At 67.6% G+C, this 17238-nt stretch carries 17 protein-coding genes; 11 read left to right on the top strand and 6 right to left on the bottom strand.

Annotated features, from left to right (window positions below):
- The first annotated feature begins 7 nt into the window (after positions 1-7).
- The 5 genes from A7U43_RS18995 (at position 8) to A7U43_RS18975 (ending at position 4506) form a co-directional block, all read left to right on the top strand.
- Positions 8-808: a thymidylate synthase gene (locus A7U43_RS18995; protein ID WP_067998381.1), complete on the top strand. Its 801-nt coding sequence runs from the start codon at positions 8-10 to the stop codon at positions 806-808.
- Positions 805-1278: a dihydrofolate reductase gene (locus A7U43_RS18990; RefSeq protein WP_067998380.1), complete on the top strand. Its 474-nt coding sequence runs from the start codon at positions 805-807 to the stop codon at positions 1276-1278. The genes A7U43_RS18995 and A7U43_RS18990 overlap by 4 nt, the downstream gene beginning before the upstream one ends.
- A 43-nt stretch (positions 1279-1321) precedes the next feature.
- Complete coding sequence (locus tag A7U43_RS18985; RefSeq protein WP_067998379.1) at positions 1322-2530, top strand: winged helix-turn-helix domain-containing protein; 1209 nt, start codon at positions 1322-1324, stop codon at positions 2528-2530.
- 79 nt (positions 2531-2609) lie between these two features.
- On the top strand, positions 2610-3701 hold the full coding sequence (locus A7U43_RS18980; RefSeq protein ID WP_067998378.1) for a GGDEF domain-containing protein: 1092 nt from the start codon (positions 2610-2612) through the stop codon (positions 3699-3701).
- An 82-nt stretch (positions 3702-3783) separates the two neighbouring features.
- Positions 3784-4506, top strand: a complete 723-nt coding sequence (locus tag A7U43_RS18975; protein ID WP_067998377.1) for an SDR family oxidoreductase — start codon at positions 3784-3786, stop codon at positions 4504-4506.
- A gap of 84 nt (positions 4507-4590) precedes the next feature.
- On the opposite strand, the gene A7U43_RS18970 is transcribed toward A7U43_RS18975, so the two are convergent.
- Positions 4591-5160 (bottom strand): tRNA-specific adenosine deaminase, encoded by a 570-nt coding sequence (locus A7U43_RS18970; protein ID WP_067998376.1) that lies wholly within the window; start codon positions 5158-5160, stop codon positions 4591-4593.
- A gap of 80 nt (positions 5161-5240) precedes the next feature.
- On the opposite strand from A7U43_RS18970, the gene dapA reads away from it, so the two are divergent.
- Both dapA and A7U43_RS18960 read left to right on the top strand, forming a co-directional pair.
- Positions 5241-6140: a 4-hydroxy-tetrahydrodipicolinate synthase gene (gene dapA / locus A7U43_RS18965; protein ID WP_067998375.1), complete on the top strand. Its 900-nt coding sequence runs from the start codon at positions 5241-5243 to the stop codon at positions 6138-6140.
- Positions 6137-7813 carry a ribonuclease J gene (locus tag A7U43_RS18960; RefSeq protein WP_067998373.1) on the top strand — a complete coding sequence of 559 codons (1677 nt, stop codon included), beginning with the start codon at positions 6137-6139 and terminating at the stop codon, positions 7811-7813. Before dapA ends, A7U43_RS18960 begins: the two co-directional genes overlap by 4 nt.
- Here A7U43_RS18960 and A7U43_RS18955 read toward each other — a convergent pair.
- Genes A7U43_RS18955 through A7U43_RS18940 form a run of 4 tightly spaced genes read right to left on the bottom strand, consistent with a single transcriptional unit; the run spans position 7810 to position 12078 of the window.
- Positions 7810-8685 (bottom strand): SAM-dependent methyltransferase, encoded by an 876-nt coding sequence (locus A7U43_RS18955; RefSeq protein WP_082902210.1) that lies wholly within the window; start codon positions 8683-8685, stop codon positions 7810-7812. The genes A7U43_RS18960 and A7U43_RS18955 overlap by 4 nt on opposite strands.
- A complete protein-coding gene (locus tag A7U43_RS18950) occupies positions 8685-9503 on the bottom strand; it encodes a mycofactocin-coupled SDR family oxidoreductase (protein WP_067998370.1) in 819 nt (272 codons plus the stop codon). Before A7U43_RS18950 ends, A7U43_RS18955 begins: the two co-directional genes overlap by 1 nt.
- An 8-nt stretch (positions 9504-9511) precedes the next feature.
- Positions 9512-9826 carry a putative quinol monooxygenase gene (locus A7U43_RS18945; protein WP_067998369.1) on the bottom strand — a complete coding sequence of 105 codons (315 nt, stop codon included), beginning with the start codon at positions 9824-9826 and terminating at the stop codon, positions 9512-9514.
- Between the two features lie 38 nt (positions 9827-9864).
- A complete protein-coding gene (locus A7U43_RS18940; protein WP_418287653.1) occupies positions 9865-12078 on the bottom strand; it encodes a SulP family inorganic anion transporter in 2214 nt (737 codons plus the stop codon).
- Positions 12079-12286: 208 nt separating this feature from the next.
- On the opposite strand from A7U43_RS18940, the gene A7U43_RS18935 reads away from it, so the two are divergent.
- Positions 12287-14833: an FtsK/SpoIIIE family DNA translocase gene (locus tag A7U43_RS18935; RefSeq protein WP_197499872.1), complete on the top strand. Its 2547-nt coding sequence runs from the start codon at positions 12287-12289 to the stop codon at positions 14831-14833.
- Here the strand turns inward: A7U43_RS18935 and A7U43_RS18930 are convergent.
- On the bottom strand, positions 14830-15315 hold the full coding sequence (locus tag A7U43_RS18930; protein WP_068003154.1) for an amino-acid N-acetyltransferase: 486 nt from the start codon (positions 15313-15315) through the stop codon (positions 14830-14832). The two genes, A7U43_RS18935 and A7U43_RS18930, sit on opposite strands and share 4 nt — an antisense overlap.
- A gap of 66 nt (positions 15316-15381) precedes the next feature.
- On the opposite strand from A7U43_RS18930, the gene pgsA reads away from it, so the two are divergent.
- The 3 genes from pgsA to pspA all read left to right on the top strand — a co-directional run bounded on the left by pgsA (position 15382) and on the right by pspA (position 17236).
- The gene (gene pgsA / locus A7U43_RS18925; protein WP_067998366.1) at positions 15382-15984 is read left to right on the top strand and encodes a CDP-diacylglycerol--glycerol-3-phosphate 3-phosphatidyltransferase; all 603 of its coding nucleotides are present in this window, start codon (positions 15382-15384) and stop codon (positions 15982-15984) included.
- Between the two features lie 43 nt (positions 15985-16027).
- Positions 16028-16336, top strand: a complete 309-nt coding sequence (clgR, locus tag A7U43_RS18920) for a transcriptional regulator ClgR (protein WP_067998364.1) — start codon at positions 16028-16030, stop codon at positions 16334-16336.
- A gap of 87 nt (positions 16337-16423) precedes the next feature.
- Entirely contained in the window at positions 16424-17236 is an 813-nt protein-coding gene (pspA, locus tag A7U43_RS18915) for a phage shock protein PspA (protein ID WP_067998363.1), read from the top strand.
- Positions 17237-17238: the final 2 nt, after the last annotated feature.

The raw sequence follows: 17238 nt of genomic DNA, 5'->3' as shown, positions 1-17238 counted from the left end.
TGACCGTGTGCCGATCGCGACCCCGTACGAAGATCTGCTGCGCCTGGTCATGGCCGAGGGAACACCGAAGGCCGATCGCACCGGCACCGGCACCCGCAGCCTGTTCGGTCACCAACTGCGATACGACCTGAGCGCCGGTTTTCCGCTGATCACCACCAAGAAGGTGCACACCAAGTCGATCGTCTACGAATTGCTGTGGTTCCTGCGGGGGGACTCCAACGTGCGGTGGCTGCAGGAGCGTGGTGTCACCATCTGGGACGAATGGGCCTCCGAGACAGGCGATCTGGGCCCGGTGTACGGCGTGCAGTGGCGGTCTTGGCCGACGCCGTCGGGTGAGCACATCGACCAGATCAGTGCGTCTCTGGAGCTGTTGAAGCGCGATCCCGACAGTCGCCGCAACATCGTCTCGGCCTGGAACGTCGGTGAGATCCCGCAGATGGCATTGCCACCGTGCCATGCGTTCTTCCAGTTCTACGTCGCCGACTCCAAGCTGTCCTGCCAGCTGTATCAGCGCAGCGCGGACCTGTTTCTGGGGGTGCCCTTCAACATCGCCAGCTACGCGCTGCTGACCCACATGATGGCCGCGCAGACAGGCCTGCAGGTGGGCGAGTTCATCTGGACCGGCGGCGACTGCCACATCTACGACAACCATGTCGAGCAGGTGTCCTTGCAGCTGTCCCGCGATCCGCGGCCCTACCCCGAACTTGTCCTGGCACCCAGGGATTCGATCTTCGACTACACCTACGAGGACATCGCCATCGTCAACTACGACCCGCACCCGGGGATCAAGGCCCCGGTGGCGGTGTGACCTACCGGCTCATCTGGGCGCAGTCGACCTCCGGTGTGATCGGCCGCGACAACGGCATTCCGTGGCGCCTGCCGGAGGACCAGGCCCACTTCAAGGAGCTCACCCTGGGCCAGACCGTGGTGATGGGTCGGCTGACCTGGGAGTCACTGCCGGCCTCGGTGCGCCCACTGCCCGGACGTCGCAATATCGTCGTCTCGCGCAACGGCGGGTACACCGCGCAGGGCGCCGAGGTGGTCACCGAGTTGCCCGAATCCGGCGACCTCTGGGTGATCGGCGGCGCCCAGCTCTACGGCCTGGCGCTCCCGCTGGCCGAACGCTGCGAGATCACCGAGATCGACATCGACCTGCACCGCGACGACGGGGACGCGATGGCGCCGGTCCTCGACGAGTCCTGGGTCGGCACCGAAGGGGACTGGCTGACCAGCGGCTCGGGGCTGCGGTACCGGTTCAGCAGCTACGTGCGGACCTGACCGGAGCCCGCGCCGTGTCGGTGCCGTAGGCAACGATGGGCAGGTGCCCACTCTGACCGCCGCGCAGGCCCGACGGGTCGCCGTAGCCGCCCAAGGTTTCCATCAGCCCAAACCGGGTCTGCTGACTCGCGGGCACCTGAAGCGGCTGATCTCCCGGATTCAGGTCCTGCAACTGGATTCGGTATCGGTGGCCGTGCGCGCCCATTACGCGCCGGTGTTCAGCCGGCTGGGCCCGTACGACCGTGAGGTCCTGGACCGGGCGGCGTGGGCGCACAGCGACCGGGCGCCCCGGCTGTTGGTGGAGTACTGGGCGCACGAGGCCGCGCTGATGGCCGTGGACGACTGGCCGCTGCTGCGGTGGCGGATGGCCGAGTACGAACACGGTCGCTGGGGGACCGAGATCGTCAGGAAGAACGCCCGCCTGGCCGAGGACATCGTGGCGGCGGTCGCCGAGCTGGGGCCGTCCACCGCCGGACAGATCGAAGCACATCTGGAGGCCGAACCCCGGGGGCGTAAGGGCCCATGGTGGGACCGCAGCGATACCAAGTGGGTGGCCGAGGCGCTGTGGTCCTCGGGTGTGCTGACCACCGCGACCCGGGTCGGTTTCGCCCGCCACTACGACCTCACCGAACGTGTGCTGCCGCCGGAGGTGCTGGCGCGCCGGGTCTCCGACGAGGAGGCGGTGCGCGAGTTGATCCTGCGGGCCGCCGGCGCGTTGGGGGTGGGCACCGAACCGGATCTGCGTGACTATTTCCGGCTCAGCCCCAAACAGAGCAAACCGGCGGTTGCGGCATTGGTGGCCGACGGCGAGCTGGAGGTTGTCGACGTCGCGGGCTGGAACGCCCCGGCCTACCTGCGTGCCGGGCAGAAGGTGCCGCGCCGTGACCGCGGCACCGCGCTGCTGTGCCCGTTCGATCCGCTGGTCTTCTTCCGGCCTCGCATGGAGCGCCTGTTCGACGGTTTCCACTACCGCATCGAGATCTACACCCCGGCGCACAAGCGTCAATTCGGTTACTACGTATGGCCGTTCCTGCTCGACGGTGAACTGGTGGGGCGGGTCGACCTCAAACGCGCCGACGGGGTGCTGCAGGTGCTGGGCGCGTTCACCGAGGAAGGCCGGGATCGTCGCCGGGTGGCCGAGGCGATGGCCGTGGAACTGCGGTCGATGGCGGGATGGCTGGGTCTCGGTGACGTGACGGTCGGTGATCGCGGTGATTTGGCCCCGCATCTGCGGGCGGTCCTGCTTAGTTGAGCCATGGACGGCCTGCGGGTGCATTACTTCGACGAGGTACGGGGTGACGGATAGGTAAATAACGGGCAGACTGTTCCAGATGTCGGGGTGGGACCGCCGATGGTGGCAGCAGGCCGACCAGTTCCATTGGTTCAGCGTCTACCTGCGTGACCGCGGTCTGGACCGGCAGTGGCGGCTGGCCACCTTCGCCTTCACGCTGCTGTTCGCCGCGGTGCCGGTGGTCATGTTGATGAGCCCCTACGGCCCCGGTAGCGGGTGGGCACGCGCAGTGGCGATCGCGGCGGCCGGGTGTGGCGTCGGCGTCGGCGTCGTCTGGCTCATCGGTTGGCCGTCACGAACGCAGTCGCTGGTCTTCCACGCGGTGTGTTGTCTGTCCATCGCCGCGGGCACCTTGTCGCTGTCCACGCCGTACGGCGCCCTGATGGGCTGCGCCATGTTCGCGGCCGTCGGCGGTCTGCTCGCCTACTTCCATGCCCTCGTGCACGTGCTGGCGAACTTCGCGGTCGCGGCCATCAGCGCGTCGGTCGCCGCCGCCCGGTTGCTCGCCGAGACCGGAGACGCCGCGCTGGTGGTGGCCTCGCTGTTGCTGGTGCTCGGACTGAATCTCGGGGTGCCCTTCGGTATCCACGCGCTCGTGCACTCACTGCACACGGAGTTGCGGTCCTCGGACGTCGATCCGCTCACCGGGTTGCCCAACCGCCGGTCCTTCTACAACTCGGTGCACGAGATGTTGCTGCAGCGCCGGGCGGGGCACGCGGAGTTGCACGTGACGATGATCGATGTCGACGATTTCAAGAAGCTCAACGACACCCGCGGGCACGCGGTCGGCGACGAGGCGCTCGTGGGGATCGGTGCTGTGCTCGCCGAGCACAGCGGTGCCGATGCGGCGGTGGGCCGTCTCGGCGGCGAGGAGTTCGTCATCGCCGACATGTCGAGCGCCGCGACGCACGCGGTGACGGCCGAACGCATCCGCCTGGGCATCGCCGCCCTACCGGTACAGATCACCGCCAGCCTGGGCACCTGCGGGGCGGTGCTCGGTCCGGCGGCCGTCGTCGAGCCGGAGCAGTTCCTCGACGGGCTCATCCGGGCCGCCGACCTGGCGATGTACCGGTCGAAACGGGCGGGCGGCAACCGGATACATCGCAGCGACGCGACCGCCACCTCACCGTGACCTTAAAGATCTCTTATTTTTCTTAAATTGGGTGTACCGTGAGCCGGGTACGTGTCGTGACGGCCTGGTGAAAGGACCCAACATGCACGAACCACACATCGCCCTGGTGACCAGCGCGTCCCGCGGAATCGGTGCGGAGGTCGCCCACCAGCTCGCCCATCCGGGTACCCACGTGATCGTCAACTACCGGGAGAAGGCCGGCCGGGCGCACGCCGTGGCCGACGCCATCCGCGACGCCGGTGGACATGCGTCGGCGGTGGCCGCCGACATCTCCGACGAGTCCGCCGCCGAGGCGATGCTCGCCGGCATCCGTCAGCGCTTCGGCCGACTGGACACCTTGGTGCTCAATGCGTCCGGGGGACTGGAACGTGACGCCGACCCCGGGTACGCGATGCTGCTCAACCGTGACGCCCAGCGCCGCCTCGTCACGTTGGCCTTGCCATTGATGCCCGCGGGTGCCCGCGTGGTGTTCGTCACCAGCCATCAGGCGCACTTCTACCCGCACAAGGCCGTGCCGATGGGGTACGCCCCGATCGCGGCGAGCATGCGGGCCGGCGAGACCGCGATGTACGGCATGCGCCATGAATTCCACCGCCGCGGAATCCACTTCACGGTGGTCTCCGGTGACATGATCGACGGCACCAACGTGTTGACCCGGCTGCAGGGCCCGGCGCTGGAGCCTCGGCGCAGCGCTCCGCTGCCGTCGACCGACGAGTTCGCCGCGGCCATCGCCGGGGCCGCCCAGTCGCAGTACCACCCCGGGATCGTCTACGTGGGGGGCTCGGAGTACCTGCGGACGGCGTAGCCGGCGCCGAATCACGCGCAATGGTCGCGTTGCCGGCATCCTGAACAACCATTGTGCGTATCTCGGCGAGACCGACCCGGGGGCTCAGCTCAACGGAATGTCGTTGTCGCCCTTGCTGTCCTGGTACCGCTGCGACAGCGTCGCATACCGCTCGGTGATCCGTGCCTGCTGGGCGCGCAATTGCGGATCGTCCTCGGCATCGACCAGGGCGGGAATCGAGTACGCCGTCCAGAACGCATTGCTGCGGCGGTAGCCACCGGGCTCCAGCCCGAACACCTCGCGCAGGATGCGCAGATCGTGCGGGATGGCGAAGCTGTCCCGGGAATCCTCGTGGCTGAAGAAGTAGTAGAAATTGTCGAACCCGGCCCAGGTGATCGCCGACATGCACATGGTGCACGGCTCATGGGTGGACAGGAACAGCAGATCCGCGGTCGGCGGATGCTCGGGAAGCTCGTAGAACTGTGTGAGGGTGTGCACCTCGCCATGCCACAACGGATTGACGGTCTCGGCATTGGTCCCGGCGATCACCACCGACAGGTCGGATTTTCGCAGGATCGCCGCGCCGAACACCTTGTTACCGGCGGCCACGCCGGCCTCGGTCAACGGGAGAACGTCGAGGTCGATGACATCGAGCAGACGGCGCGGCAGACTCATGCGGCACTCTAACGCCGCGTCGTCGGTGGCGCAGCGGCGGCGATGCATAAACCACCGCTACCACCGGGTAATCTGACGCCGTGACCACCAGTGGAATCGACGTGAGCGCGCGCTTGGGCAGCGTGCTGACTGCCATGGTGACGCCGTTCGGCCCGGACGGCTCGGTTGATCTGGCCACCGCCAAGAAGGTAGCGAACCACCTGGTCGACACGGGTTGCGACGGTCTGGTGATCTCCGGGACTACCGGGGAGTCGCCGACGACCACCGACGACGAGAAGATCGCACTGCTGGAAGCGGTACTCGAGGCCGTGGGCGACCGGGCCCGCATCATCGCCGGTGCCGGCACCTACGACACCGCGCACAGCGTGCACCTGGCCAAGGCCAGCGCCGCCGCCGGCGCGCATGGGCTGCTGGTCGTCACCCCGTACTACTCGCGCCCGTCGCAGCGCGGCCTGATCGCGCACTTCACCGCGGTCGCCGACGCCACCGATCTTCCCGTCGTGCTCTACGACATCCCGCCGCGTTCGATCATCCCGATCGACTGGGACACCCTGCGGACCCTGGCGGCGCATCCGAACATCGTCGCGGTCAAGGACGCCAAGGGCGATCTGCACGGCGCCGGGCAGCTGATGGCCGAGACCGGCATCGCCTATTACTCCGGCGACGACGCGCTGAACCTGCCCTGGCTGGTGATGGGCGCGGTCGGTTTCATCAGCGTCTGGGGGCATGTGGCGGCGGGCCAGCTGCGAGAGATGCTGTCGGCGTTCCACTCCGGGGATATCGCCACGGCCCGCAAGATCAACACCACGCTGGGCCCGCTGAACTACGCACAGAACCGGCTCGGTGGAGTGACGATGTCCAAGGAAGGTCTCCGGTTGCTCGGTATCGACGCCGGAGAACCCCGGCTGCCCCAGGTCCCGGCGACCCCGTCCGAGATCGAAGAACTCGCGGCCGATATGCGGTCGGCCGGCGTGCTGTGAGCACCGATCTGGCAGCACCGGGGCCGCTGGCTCCCGGCGGTCTGCGCGTCACCGCCCTGGGCGGGATCAGCGAAATCGGCCGCAACATGACCGTTTTCGAGCATCTGGGCCGGCTGCTCATCATCGACTGCGGGGTGTTGTTCCCCGGCCACGACGAGCCCGGCGTGGACCTGATCCTGCCGGACCTGCGCCATATCGAGAACCGCCTCGACGATATCGAGGCGCTGGTGCTCACCCACGCCCACGAGGACCACATCGGTGCCATCCCGCACCTGCTCAAGCTGCGTGGTGACATCCCGGTCGTCGGCTCCCGGTTCACCTTGGCGCTGGTCGCCGAGAAATGCCGGGAACATCGCATCAAACCGAAGTTCGTCACGGTCGCCGAGGGCGAGCGCAGTACCCACGGGGTCTTCGAGTGCGAATACTTCGCGGTCAACCATTCGATCCCCGATGCGCTGGCGATCGCCGTGCATACCGGTGCGGGCACCGTCCTGCACACCGGTGACATCAAACTCGACCAGCTCCCGCCCGACGGGCGACCCACCGATCTGCCCGGGATGTCGCGACTCGGCGACGCCGGGGTGGATCTGTTCCTCTGCGACTCGACCAACGCCGAGCTCCCCGGTGTCAGTCCGTCCGAGAGCGAGGTCGGACCGACCCTGCACCGACTGATCCGCGGTGCCCAGGGGCGTGTCATCGTGGCGTGCTTCGCCTCCAACGTCGATCGGGTGCAACAGATCATCGACGCCGCCGTTGCGCTCGGGCGGCGGGTCTCCTTCGTCGGCCGATCCATGGTGCGCAATATGGGCATCGCCCGCGAGCTGGGGTTCCTCACGGTCGCCGACGAGGATGTCATCGATATCGCCGCGGCGGAGATGATGCCGGCCGACCGGGTGGTGCTCATCACGACCGGCACCCAGGGTGAGCCGATGGCCGCGCTGTCGCGGATGTCGCGCGGCGAGCACCGCAGCATCACCCTGACCGCCGGCGATCTGATCATTCTGTCCTCGTCGCTGATCCCCGGTAACGAGGAAGCAGTGTTCGGGGTCATCGACGCGCTGTCCAAGGTCGGTGCCCGGGTGGTCACCAATGCGCAGGCGCGGGTGCATGTTTCCGGGCATGCCTATTCCGGTGAACTGCTCTTCCTCTACAACGGCGTGCGCCCCCGCAATGTGATGCCGGTGCACGGCACCTGGCGCCACCTGCGCGCCAACGCCGCTCTCGCGGTGCGCACCGGGGTACCGCCGGAGAATGTGGTGCTCGCCGAGAACGGGGTCAGCGTCGATCTGGTGAACGGGGTGGCCTCGATCGCGGGTGCGGTCCCGGTGGGCAAGATGTTCGTCGATGGCCTCGTGACCGGTGACGTCGGGGAATCCACCCTCGGTGAGCGACTCACGCTGTCCTCGGGGTTCGTCGCGGTCACGGTCGTGGTGCGCCGGGGGACCGGCAAGCAGGCCGGGCCCGCCCACCTGCATTCACGTGGGTTCTCCGAGGACCCGAAGGCACTCGAGCCGGTGGCTCTGAAGGTGGAGGCCGAGCTGGAACGCCTTGCCGCGGACCAGGTGACCGATCCGGGGCGCATCGCCCAGGCGGTGCGGCGCACCGTCGGCAAGTGGGTCGGGGAGACCTACCGGCGCCAGCCGATGATCGTGCCGACGGTCATCGAGATCTAGGCCGAGCGCACCGCCAGGGCTGTCCATTCGATGGGCGAGGCGGCGATCGTGCGGCCGGTCGGCCGGATGTAGAGATCGCGGTAGTAGCTCGGTCCGGCCTGTTCGACCACGGTCCAGCCGTACCCACGCAGGATCTCCTCGACGCGTTCGGGTTCCATGCCGGACTTCCAGATCTGACTGCGCCGACGGAACCTTCGGTACACGGCCTCGGCGCCCTGCAGATCGGTGCCGTCGATGAAGTCCTGTCGCACGTAGGTGAAGATGAGCCGGCTACCCGGCGTGACGGCGCGCAGCTGCTCGAACATCGCGTGTACGGCGCCCGGGGTGAGGTACTGGGTGACGCCCTCCCAGATGAACAGCGTCCGTCCGGTATCGCGAAACCCGTTGGCGTCCAACACCGACATCACATCGTCGCGCTCGAAATCGATGCTCGCGAGATGCACCGAGGCGGGGATGGCGCCCAGCGCACGTGCCACCGCGGCGGCCTTGCGTTCGATGTTCACCGGCTGGTCGAGCTCGAACACGGGCAGATCGCTGTGCCTGGCGATCCGGTAGGGCCGGGTGTCCAGTCCTGAGCCGAGGATCACCACCGCGTCGATCTCGCTGGCCGGATCGGAGATCCGCTCGTCGATGAACCGCTTGCGGCAGGCGATGCTGGCCCACAGGCCGGGCCCGGCGCGCTCGGATGCGGCGATCACGGCCGCGCGCAGCGGTGCCCACCGGGTCAGCCGCGCCAAGGCGCGCGGACCGCTCGGCAAGAACGACTCGGCCAGATCGTCGTCGACCAAGCGCCGCCCGGGCGGTTCGTGGTGCTCGACGGCGGCGAGCACCATCGGCCCGAACGCCGTCTGTGCGGCCGGGTTCGAGGCCACTAGCGTTTGTTCACGTATCCGGCGTCCAGCGGCAGCGTGACCCCGGTGACGTACCGTCCGGCATCGGAGACCAGAAACAGCACCGCATTGGCGATATCGTCGACGGTCAGTGTCTGTACCGGCAGGGCATTGGACATGTCCGGCCCGCGGTGGGATTGCTGGGCCATCCCTTCCAGCCAGCTGCGGGTGAAATCGTTGTCGATCATCGGGGTGTCCACCCCGGCCGGGTGGATCGAGTTCACCCGGATGTTGAATTGCGCCAACACATTTGCGTAGACGCGCATGAGGCCGACGATGCCGTGTTTGGCGGCCGCGTAGCCGACCGACCCCGCGATGGGGGAGCCCAGGCCGACCAGTCCGGCCACCGAGCTGGTCAGCACGATGGAACCACCGTTGCCGAACTTGACCATCGGTTTGTACGCCACATCCACGGTGTTGTAGACCCCGGTGAGGTTCACGTCGATGACGTCCTGCCAGGCGTCCTCACCGGCCATCGGTGCAATCCCGGCATTGGCGATCACGATGTCCAGCCGGTCGCCGAGTGCCTCGGTGCCTGCCCGCAGCGCGCCTTTGAGCGCATCGCGATCACGGACATCGGCTTCGGTGGCGACGATGCGTGCTCCCGTCTCCTCGACCAGTTTGACCGTCGCGGCCAGGTCATCGGGGCTCGCCAGCGGGTAGGGCACCGAGGCGATCTGGTCGCACAGATCGACGGCGATGATGTCGGCGCCCTCGGATGCCAGCTTCACGGCATGCGCGCGCCCCTGCCCGCGCGCCGCCCCGGTGATGAACGCGACCTTGCCGGTGAGCGATCCCATCTCGACGCCTAGCCGCGCAGCCGGCCCTTGGCGGGGTCGCCGGCCACGATCGGGGTCAGCATCTTGATATCGGGTGCACCGTCGAGGTGTTCGCCGACGGTGCCGAACAGCTTGCCGACGGCGGGTGCGGTGCTGTGTGTTGTGAGTGCGTCGGCGTCGGCCCACTGCTCCACGAACACGAAGGTGCCATTGGCCTCATGCAACGAGTACAGCTCGCAACCCGGCTCGTCGTGGACCTCGGCGATGGCCTCCGTGCAGGCCGCGCGGACGATGTCCACGGATTCGGGTTTAGCGGTCATGGTGGCGACGACGACGACAGGCATGGGTGCTCCTCGGCTCCGGCAGTATTCGCCGAGTCACCTTACTTGGGTGTGGTGAGCGTCACCGGGGCACCGTGCTGGTCGGTCTCGGTGATCGAGTCAGAATCCACCAGATACAGCCGTGCCGTGGCCAGATCCAGGAACAGCCCGACGATGTTCACCGAGCCGTCGGCGAGCCGTGCGGCGACCTGCGGGTGTCGTCGCACGGCATCGACCTGGACGGCGACGTTGACCACGCTGAGCTGGTCGGCACCGGTGAACCCGGCGTCCGCGGCGGCGGCGGCCACCGGGTGGTAAGCCCGGAACGCCGCCAGTGAGTCCGCCCCGTGGTCCAGCCAGCGTCCCATCGAGCCGTCGGCGCTGTCGTGCATCAGGTCGTGCATGGCATCGCACCCCGAGTGCCCGCAGATCCCGATGCTCCGTACGGTGAGCCGGTTCAGCGCGTAGCTCAGCGCCGATTCGACCGACAAGTCTGCGCCCACCAGGTTCCCGACGTTGCGCACGTTGAGCAGCTCCCCGGGCGCGCTGTCGGTGATCAGGTTCGGCAGGATCCGGGCGTCGGCGCAGGTGAGCAGCATCGTGTGCGGGTCGTGTGCGGTGCCCGTGGTCATTCCGGCGCGCACCAGCGGGGCCAGCCCGTTGCTATACCTGTTGACCCCGCTCGCCAGCTGGGCCGGCCAGATCAGTCGCAGTGCGTCGATCACCCGGCGGCCCTCGGTGTCTCGGCGCGGTGGTCGGGAATGGGCGAACTCCATTCGTGCGGTTCCGGTTTCGGTGACCGTGACCTCCGCACCGCGGTCGCGATGCTGGGTGATCCACTCCTGCAACGCGTCCAAGGCGGCGTGATCGAGGTAGTCGACGTTCAGATCGATGAACACCTCGGCGTCGTGCGGGATATCCGACAGTGCCGCATTCAGCCGTGGCAGTGCCAGGAAGCTGCACGATCCGGTGATCGCCACATGCCAGCGCGGCGGGCCGCCCGTGCCGAGCCGGCTGGTCAGGTCCTCGGCGAGGATGGACACCCGCACGATGCGCCAGGCCGCGAAGGCGATCGCCAGCACGAGTCCGATGAGCACACCCTCGAGGAGGTTGAGAAACACGACGCAGCCCAGCGTGACGCCGTAGATGACCAGCTCCCCGGTGCGCCGCGCCAGATCGATATGGGCGAGCTTCACCAGCTGGACACCGATCACGATCAACAGTCCGGCCAGTGCGGCCATCGGGATCATCTCGACGATGTCGACCAGCAGCACCGAAAAGACCAGCAGCCACACCCCGTGCAACGCGGCCGAGGCACGAGACTTGGCACCCGCGCCGACATTGGCCGTACTGCGCACGATGACCCCGGTGACGGGCAGACCACCCAGTAATCCCGAGGACGCGTTTGCGGTACCTTGCCCGACGAGCTCGCGGTTGAAGTCGGTACGGGGGCCGGTATGCATCTTGTCCACGGCGGTTGCCGAGAGCAGGCTTTCCACGCTGGCGATCAGGGCGACGGTGAGCACGGCGAGGGCGATCGACGTCCAGCTGCCCTGCGGCATCTCGGGCAGCCCGATGGCCTCGACGACGGATTCGTCGATCGTGATGCGCTCGGTGCCCAGGCCCGGCAGGTAGCTCACCGCGGTCGCGATGGTGATCGCGACCAGCGGACCGGGTACCGCGCGGATGGCGGGCGGAGCGAACCGCCAGCTCAGCATGATCGCGATGACGAGGCCTCCGACGAGCACCGTGGCCCACTGCGGGGCGGCCAGTTGGGCGGGCAGCGACGCCAGGTTCTGCCAGGCGTTGCTGCGCGGGCCGCCGCCGAGTAGGACGTGCACCTGTTGCAGGGCGATGGTGATGCCGATACCGGCCAGCATCGCGTGCACGACGATGGGTGCGATGGCGAGCGCGGCCCGCGCGACCCGGCTCAGTCCCAGCAGAATCTGCAGAACGCCCGCCGCGGCGGTGATGGCGCACGTCGCCTTCCACCCGAACTGCGCGACGAGTTCGGCGACGACGACGGTCAAACCGGCGGCCGGACCGCTGACCTGCAGCGGCGAACCGCCGACCACGGCGCACACGATGCCGCCGACGATGGCGGCGATGAGACCGGCCACCACCGGTGCCCCGGATGCGACGGCGATGCCGATGGACAACGGCAGCGCGACGAGGAAGACGACCAGCGAAGCGGGCAGGTCATAGCGGACGATGTTGTTCTGAATTATGTTGTGTAACAACGGGTTAACATTGCGGCTCGATGTCGGCAGGCTCACCGCCTCGAGAGTAGCGACCGCAACGGAATCCGTCGTTTCCTGGCCGCGTGACGCTGCCCACTTTTGGGTTTACCCTGGTGAAGACGCATTTGAGCGGCGACGGAATCAGTTGTTCTATGCGGTGGCGCGCTGCTCGGTATTTCGATACCTGTTTGTGACAGGTGTGGCAGATGGTGAAAATGGGGCTCAAGCGACTAGGCTGACACCCATGGCTAACAAGACCGCCGCCCGGTCCGGAGCCCGTTCGAGCAGGTCAAAGGCCAATCCCAGCTCGCGGACCGGATCGAAACCGGCGCGCCCGGCGGCGCCGCGCCGCAAGCCGGCGCCACGTCGTAACCCCTCCCGCTTCGCCGCCGCGGGCGCCGCCATGGGCCGGGGTACCCGCGCCGGCTGGCTGATGGTGGCCAAGGGTGCCGGTTCCACCGCCCGATCGGTGGGGCGCGCCCGCGACCTGGAACCCGGCCATCGGCGCGACGGGATCGCGCTGGCGCTGCTGGGCATCGCCGTCGTGGTCGCCGCCAGTTCGTGGTTCGACGCCGCCCGGCCGGTCGGCGGATGGATCGACACCGTGGTGCGTGCCGTCATCGGCGGCGCCGTCGTGCTGGTGCCGATCATCCTCGGTGTCATCGCCGTGGTGTTGATGCGCACCGAACCCGATCTCGACGCCCGGCCGCGGTTGATCCTGGGATCGGCGATGATCGCCCTGCCGGTGCTCGGGCTGTGGCACATCTGGTCCGGCGCCCCGGCCGATCCGGTCGCCCGCCGCGATGCCGCCGGCTTCGTCGGTTTTGTGCTCGGCGGGCCGCTCTCGGACGGTCTGACGGTGTGGATCGCCACCCCGCTACTCGTCATCGGAGTGCTCTTCGGTGTGCTGCTGCTGACCGGGACGACCATCCGCGAACTGCCCGAGACGCTGCGCGCGATGTTCAGCACCCGCGGATATGACGACTACGACGATGACGAGTACGCCGACGAGCACGCCGAATACGACGATGACGCGGTCACCGAGGACTTCTCCGACGCGTACTACGACCGCGACGAGGAATTCGGGGGGGCCGACGCCCAGCAGTGGCCGACCCCCGAACTGCCGGCCGGGTCGCCGATGGACAACTACCCGCTGCCCGACCCGGCGGACGCGCCGACCATCCCCGAACCCGTTGCCGCCAAGGCCCGTAAGCCCAAGGCGGAGCCGAAGAAGCCGAAGAAGACCGACGACACCCTGGTGATGGACCGGGTCGTCGAGGGTCCCTATGTGCTCCCGTCGCTGGACCTGCTCATCGCCGGCGACCCACCCAAGCTGCGTACCGCGGCCAACGACCAGATGGAAGCCGCCATCACCTCGGTGCTGGAGCAGTTCAAGGTCGATGCCGCGGTCACCGGGTGCACCCGCGGTCCGACCGTGACGCGCTACGAGGTCGAACTGGGGCCCGGCGTGAAGGTCGAGAAAATCACGGCGCTGCACCGCAACATCGCCTACGCGGTGGCCACCGAGAGCGTGCGCATGCTGGCGCCCATCCCCGGCAAGTCGGCCGTCGGCATCGAGGTGCCCAACACCGACCGCGAGATGGTGCGCCTCGCCGATGTGCTGACCGCGCCGACGACACGCGGCGACCACCACCCGTTGGTGATCGGCCTGGGCAAGGACATCGAGGGTGAGTACGTCAAGGCCAACCTGGCCAAGATGCCGCACCTGCTGGTGGCCGGTTCCACCGGATCGGGTAAGTCCAGCTTCGTCAACTCAATGCTGGTGTCGCTGTTGGCGCGGGCCACCCCGGAAGAGGTCAGGATGATCCTGATCGACCCCAAGATGGTGGAGCTCACCCCGTATGAGGGCATTCCGCACCTCATCACCCCGATCATCACCCAGCCCAAGAAGGCCGCCGCAGCACTGGCCTGGCTGGTCGAGGAGATGGAGCAGCGCTACCAGGACATGCAGGCCTCGCGGGTACGCCATATCGACGTGTTCAACGAGAAGGTGCGTTCCGGAGAGATCACCACGCCGCTGGGCTCCGAGCGGGTCTACAAGCCCTACCCCTACATCCTGGCGATCGTCGACGAGCTCGCCGATCTGATGATGACCGCGCCGCGTGACGTCGAAGAAGCCATCGTGCGCATCACGCAGAAGGCCCGTGCCGCCGGCATCCACCTGGTGCTGGCCACCCAGCGGCCCTCGGTGGACGTCGTCACCGGTCTGATCAAGACCAACGTGCCCTCGCGACTGGCGTTCGCGACCTCCTCGCTGACCGACTCGCGCGTCATCCTGGATCAGCCGGGCGCGGAGAAGCTCATCGGCATGGGCGACGGCCTGTTCCTGCCGATGGGGGCGAACAAGCCGCAACGCATGCAGGGCGCGTTCATCACCGACGAGGAGATCCAAGCGGTGGTGGAGGCCACCAAGGCCCAGGCCGAGCCCGAGTTCATCGAGGGGGTCACCAAGGCCAAGCCGGCCGGTGAGCGCACCGATGTCGATCCCGATATCGGCGACGACATGGACGTCTTCCTGCAGGCCGTGGAGTTGGTGGTGTCGTCCCAATTCGGGTCCACCTCGATGCTGCAGCGCAAGCTGCGGGTCGGCTTCGCCAAGGCCGGCCGGCTGATGGACCTGATGGAGACCCGCCAGATCGTCGGGCCCTCGGAGGGCTCCAAGGCCCGTGAGGTGCTGGTGAAGCCCGATGAGCTGGCGGGCACCCTGGCACTCATCCGCGGCGGCTCGGACGCCAACGGCGCCGATGAGGATGAGGACGAGGGTTTCTAGAGGGTGAGCATCATCCGGGTGTTGCCGAGGGTATTGGGCTTGACGTAGGACAAGTCCAGGAACTCGGCAACACCGGTGTCGTAGGAGCGGCACATCTCCGCGAAGACCTCCGCGCTCACCGGAGTCCCGTCGATCTCGACGAACCCGTGCCCGCCGAAGAACTCGGTTTCGAAGGTGAGCACGAAGATGCGTTGCAGGTGCAGGTTGCGCGCCACCTGCAGCAGCTGGGCCACCACGCGGTGACCGACCCCGCGGCCACGGACCTTCGGATGGACCGCCACCGTGCGCACCTCGCCGAGATCGGCCCACAGCACGTGCAGCGCACCGCAGCCGACGATCTCGCCGTCCAGCTCGGCGACCCAGAATTCCTGCACCGCCTCATACAGCGTGACCAGGTTCTTCTCCAGCAGGATCTTGCCCGCGTAGATGTCGACGAGCGCCTTGATGGCCGGCACGTCGGACGTCCGGGCGCGACGGATCATCACGTCGCCAACCGCCTCGCTCACAGCAGCGAGAGTATCGGTTTGGGCAACCGATATTCTGTTGCGGTGCCGGGCCAATCAGATACCGATCCAGTTGTGCCCCGCGCATCCGTTGCCAACGTCGCCAATCTGCTGACCGGCATCCGATTCCTGCTCGTGCCGGTGTTCCTGGTGGCCCTGTTCGTCGAGGACGGGCATCAGACGGCATGGCGAACAGTCGCTTTCGTCGTGTTCGCGGTGGCGGTCATGACCGACCACCTGGACGGGGCGCTGGCCCGGGCCTACGGCATGGTCACCGAGTTCGGGAAGCTGGCCGATCCGATCGCGGACAAGTTGCTCGTCGGCGCCGCGCTGATCGGGCTGTCGATGCTCGGCGACCTGCCGTGGTGGATCACCATCGTCATCATGGTCCGCGAGATCGGCGTCACCGTGCTACGACTGGCGGTCCTGCGGCACGGCGTGATCCCGGCCAGCCGCGGCGGCAAGCTCAAAACGCTGGTCCAGGCCGTGGCGATCGGGCTGTTCATCCTTCCGCTGGACTCCTGGCCCGGTATCTGGCTCACGGTGGCGACCTGGATCATGTGGCTGGCCGTGGTGCTGACGGTGCTCACCGGCGTGGACTACGTGATTTCTGCGTTCCGCGATTCGCGCGCCCGGTTGGCAACCTGAGGCGCCCGGGAACCACCGGCTACCCGGTCGCGTTGACCCTTGTATGACGACACTGATGCGCGAGGTGATCGGCGACGTGCTGCGGGAAGCCCGGACCACACAGGGGCGCACCCTGCGTGAGGTGTCCGACGCGGCGCGGGTCAGCCTGGGCTATCTCTCCGAAGTGGAACGGGGCCGCAAAGAGGCCTCCAGCGAGTTGCTCAACGCCATCTGCGACGCGCTCGACATCCCGATGTCGCGGGTGTTGTTCAACGCCGGGGAGCAGATGGCCCGCGACGAGGGCGGGGTCACCGGCATCGATGCCACCACCAAGGTCGTGATCCCACAGGTTGTGTCCATGGCGGTGGCCTGACCGGGTGCCGAAACGATAGGTTGGCACCCAACACGATGCATATCGGCAGTTGCGCACACCCGAACACACGAAGGCGGAAACGTTCCCATGGCCAATCCGTTCGTCAAGGCATGGAAATACCTGATGGCGCTGTTCAACTCGAAGGTCGACGAGTACGCCGACCCGAAGGTGCAGATCCAGCAGGCCATCGAGGATGCCCAGCGTCAGCACCAGGCGCTGACCCAGCAGGCCGCCCAGGTCATCGGTAACCAACGCCAGCTGGAGATGCGGCTGAACCGCCAGCTCGCCGATATCGAGAAGCTGCAGGCCAACGTCCGCCAGGCGCTGACCCTCGCCGATCAGGCCACCGCCAACGGCGATGCCGCCAAGGCCACCGAGTACACCAACGCCGCGGAGGCGTTCGCCGCGCAGCTGGTGACCGCCGAACAGAGCGTCGAGGACCTCAAGTCGCTGCATGACCAGTCGCTGCAGGCTGCCGGTCAGGCCAAGAAGGCCGTCGAGCAGAACGCCATGGTGTTGCAGCAGAAGATCGCCGAGCGCACCAAGCTGCTCAGCCAGCTGGAGCAGGCCAAGATGCAGGAGCAGGTCAGCGCCTCGCTGCGGTCGATGAGCGAGATCTCCGCGCCCGGTACCACGCCCAATCTCGACGAGGTGCGCGAGAAGATCGAGCGCCGCTACGCCAACGCGATGGGCGCCACCGAGCTCGCGCAGAACTCGGTGCAGGGCCGGATGATGGAAGTCCAGCAGGCCAGCGTGCAGATGGCCGGGCACTCGCGCCTGGAGCAGATCCGCGCCTCCATGCGCGGCGAGGCTCTGCCGTCCGGCGGTGCGCAGGCCACGCCCGCCACCCCGGCCGCGAATCCGCCCGCCACCGCCCCCGAAAACCCGCTCTCCCAATAGGT

The organism is Mycobacterium adipatum, from assembly GCF_001644575.1.
GTDB classification, from domain to species: Bacteria; Actinomycetota; Actinomycetes; order Mycobacteriales; family Mycobacteriaceae; genus Mycobacterium; species Mycobacterium adipatum.
Note: the sequence above shows the minus strand (reverse complement) of the source record. Positions and strands in the feature narration are given on the sequence as shown.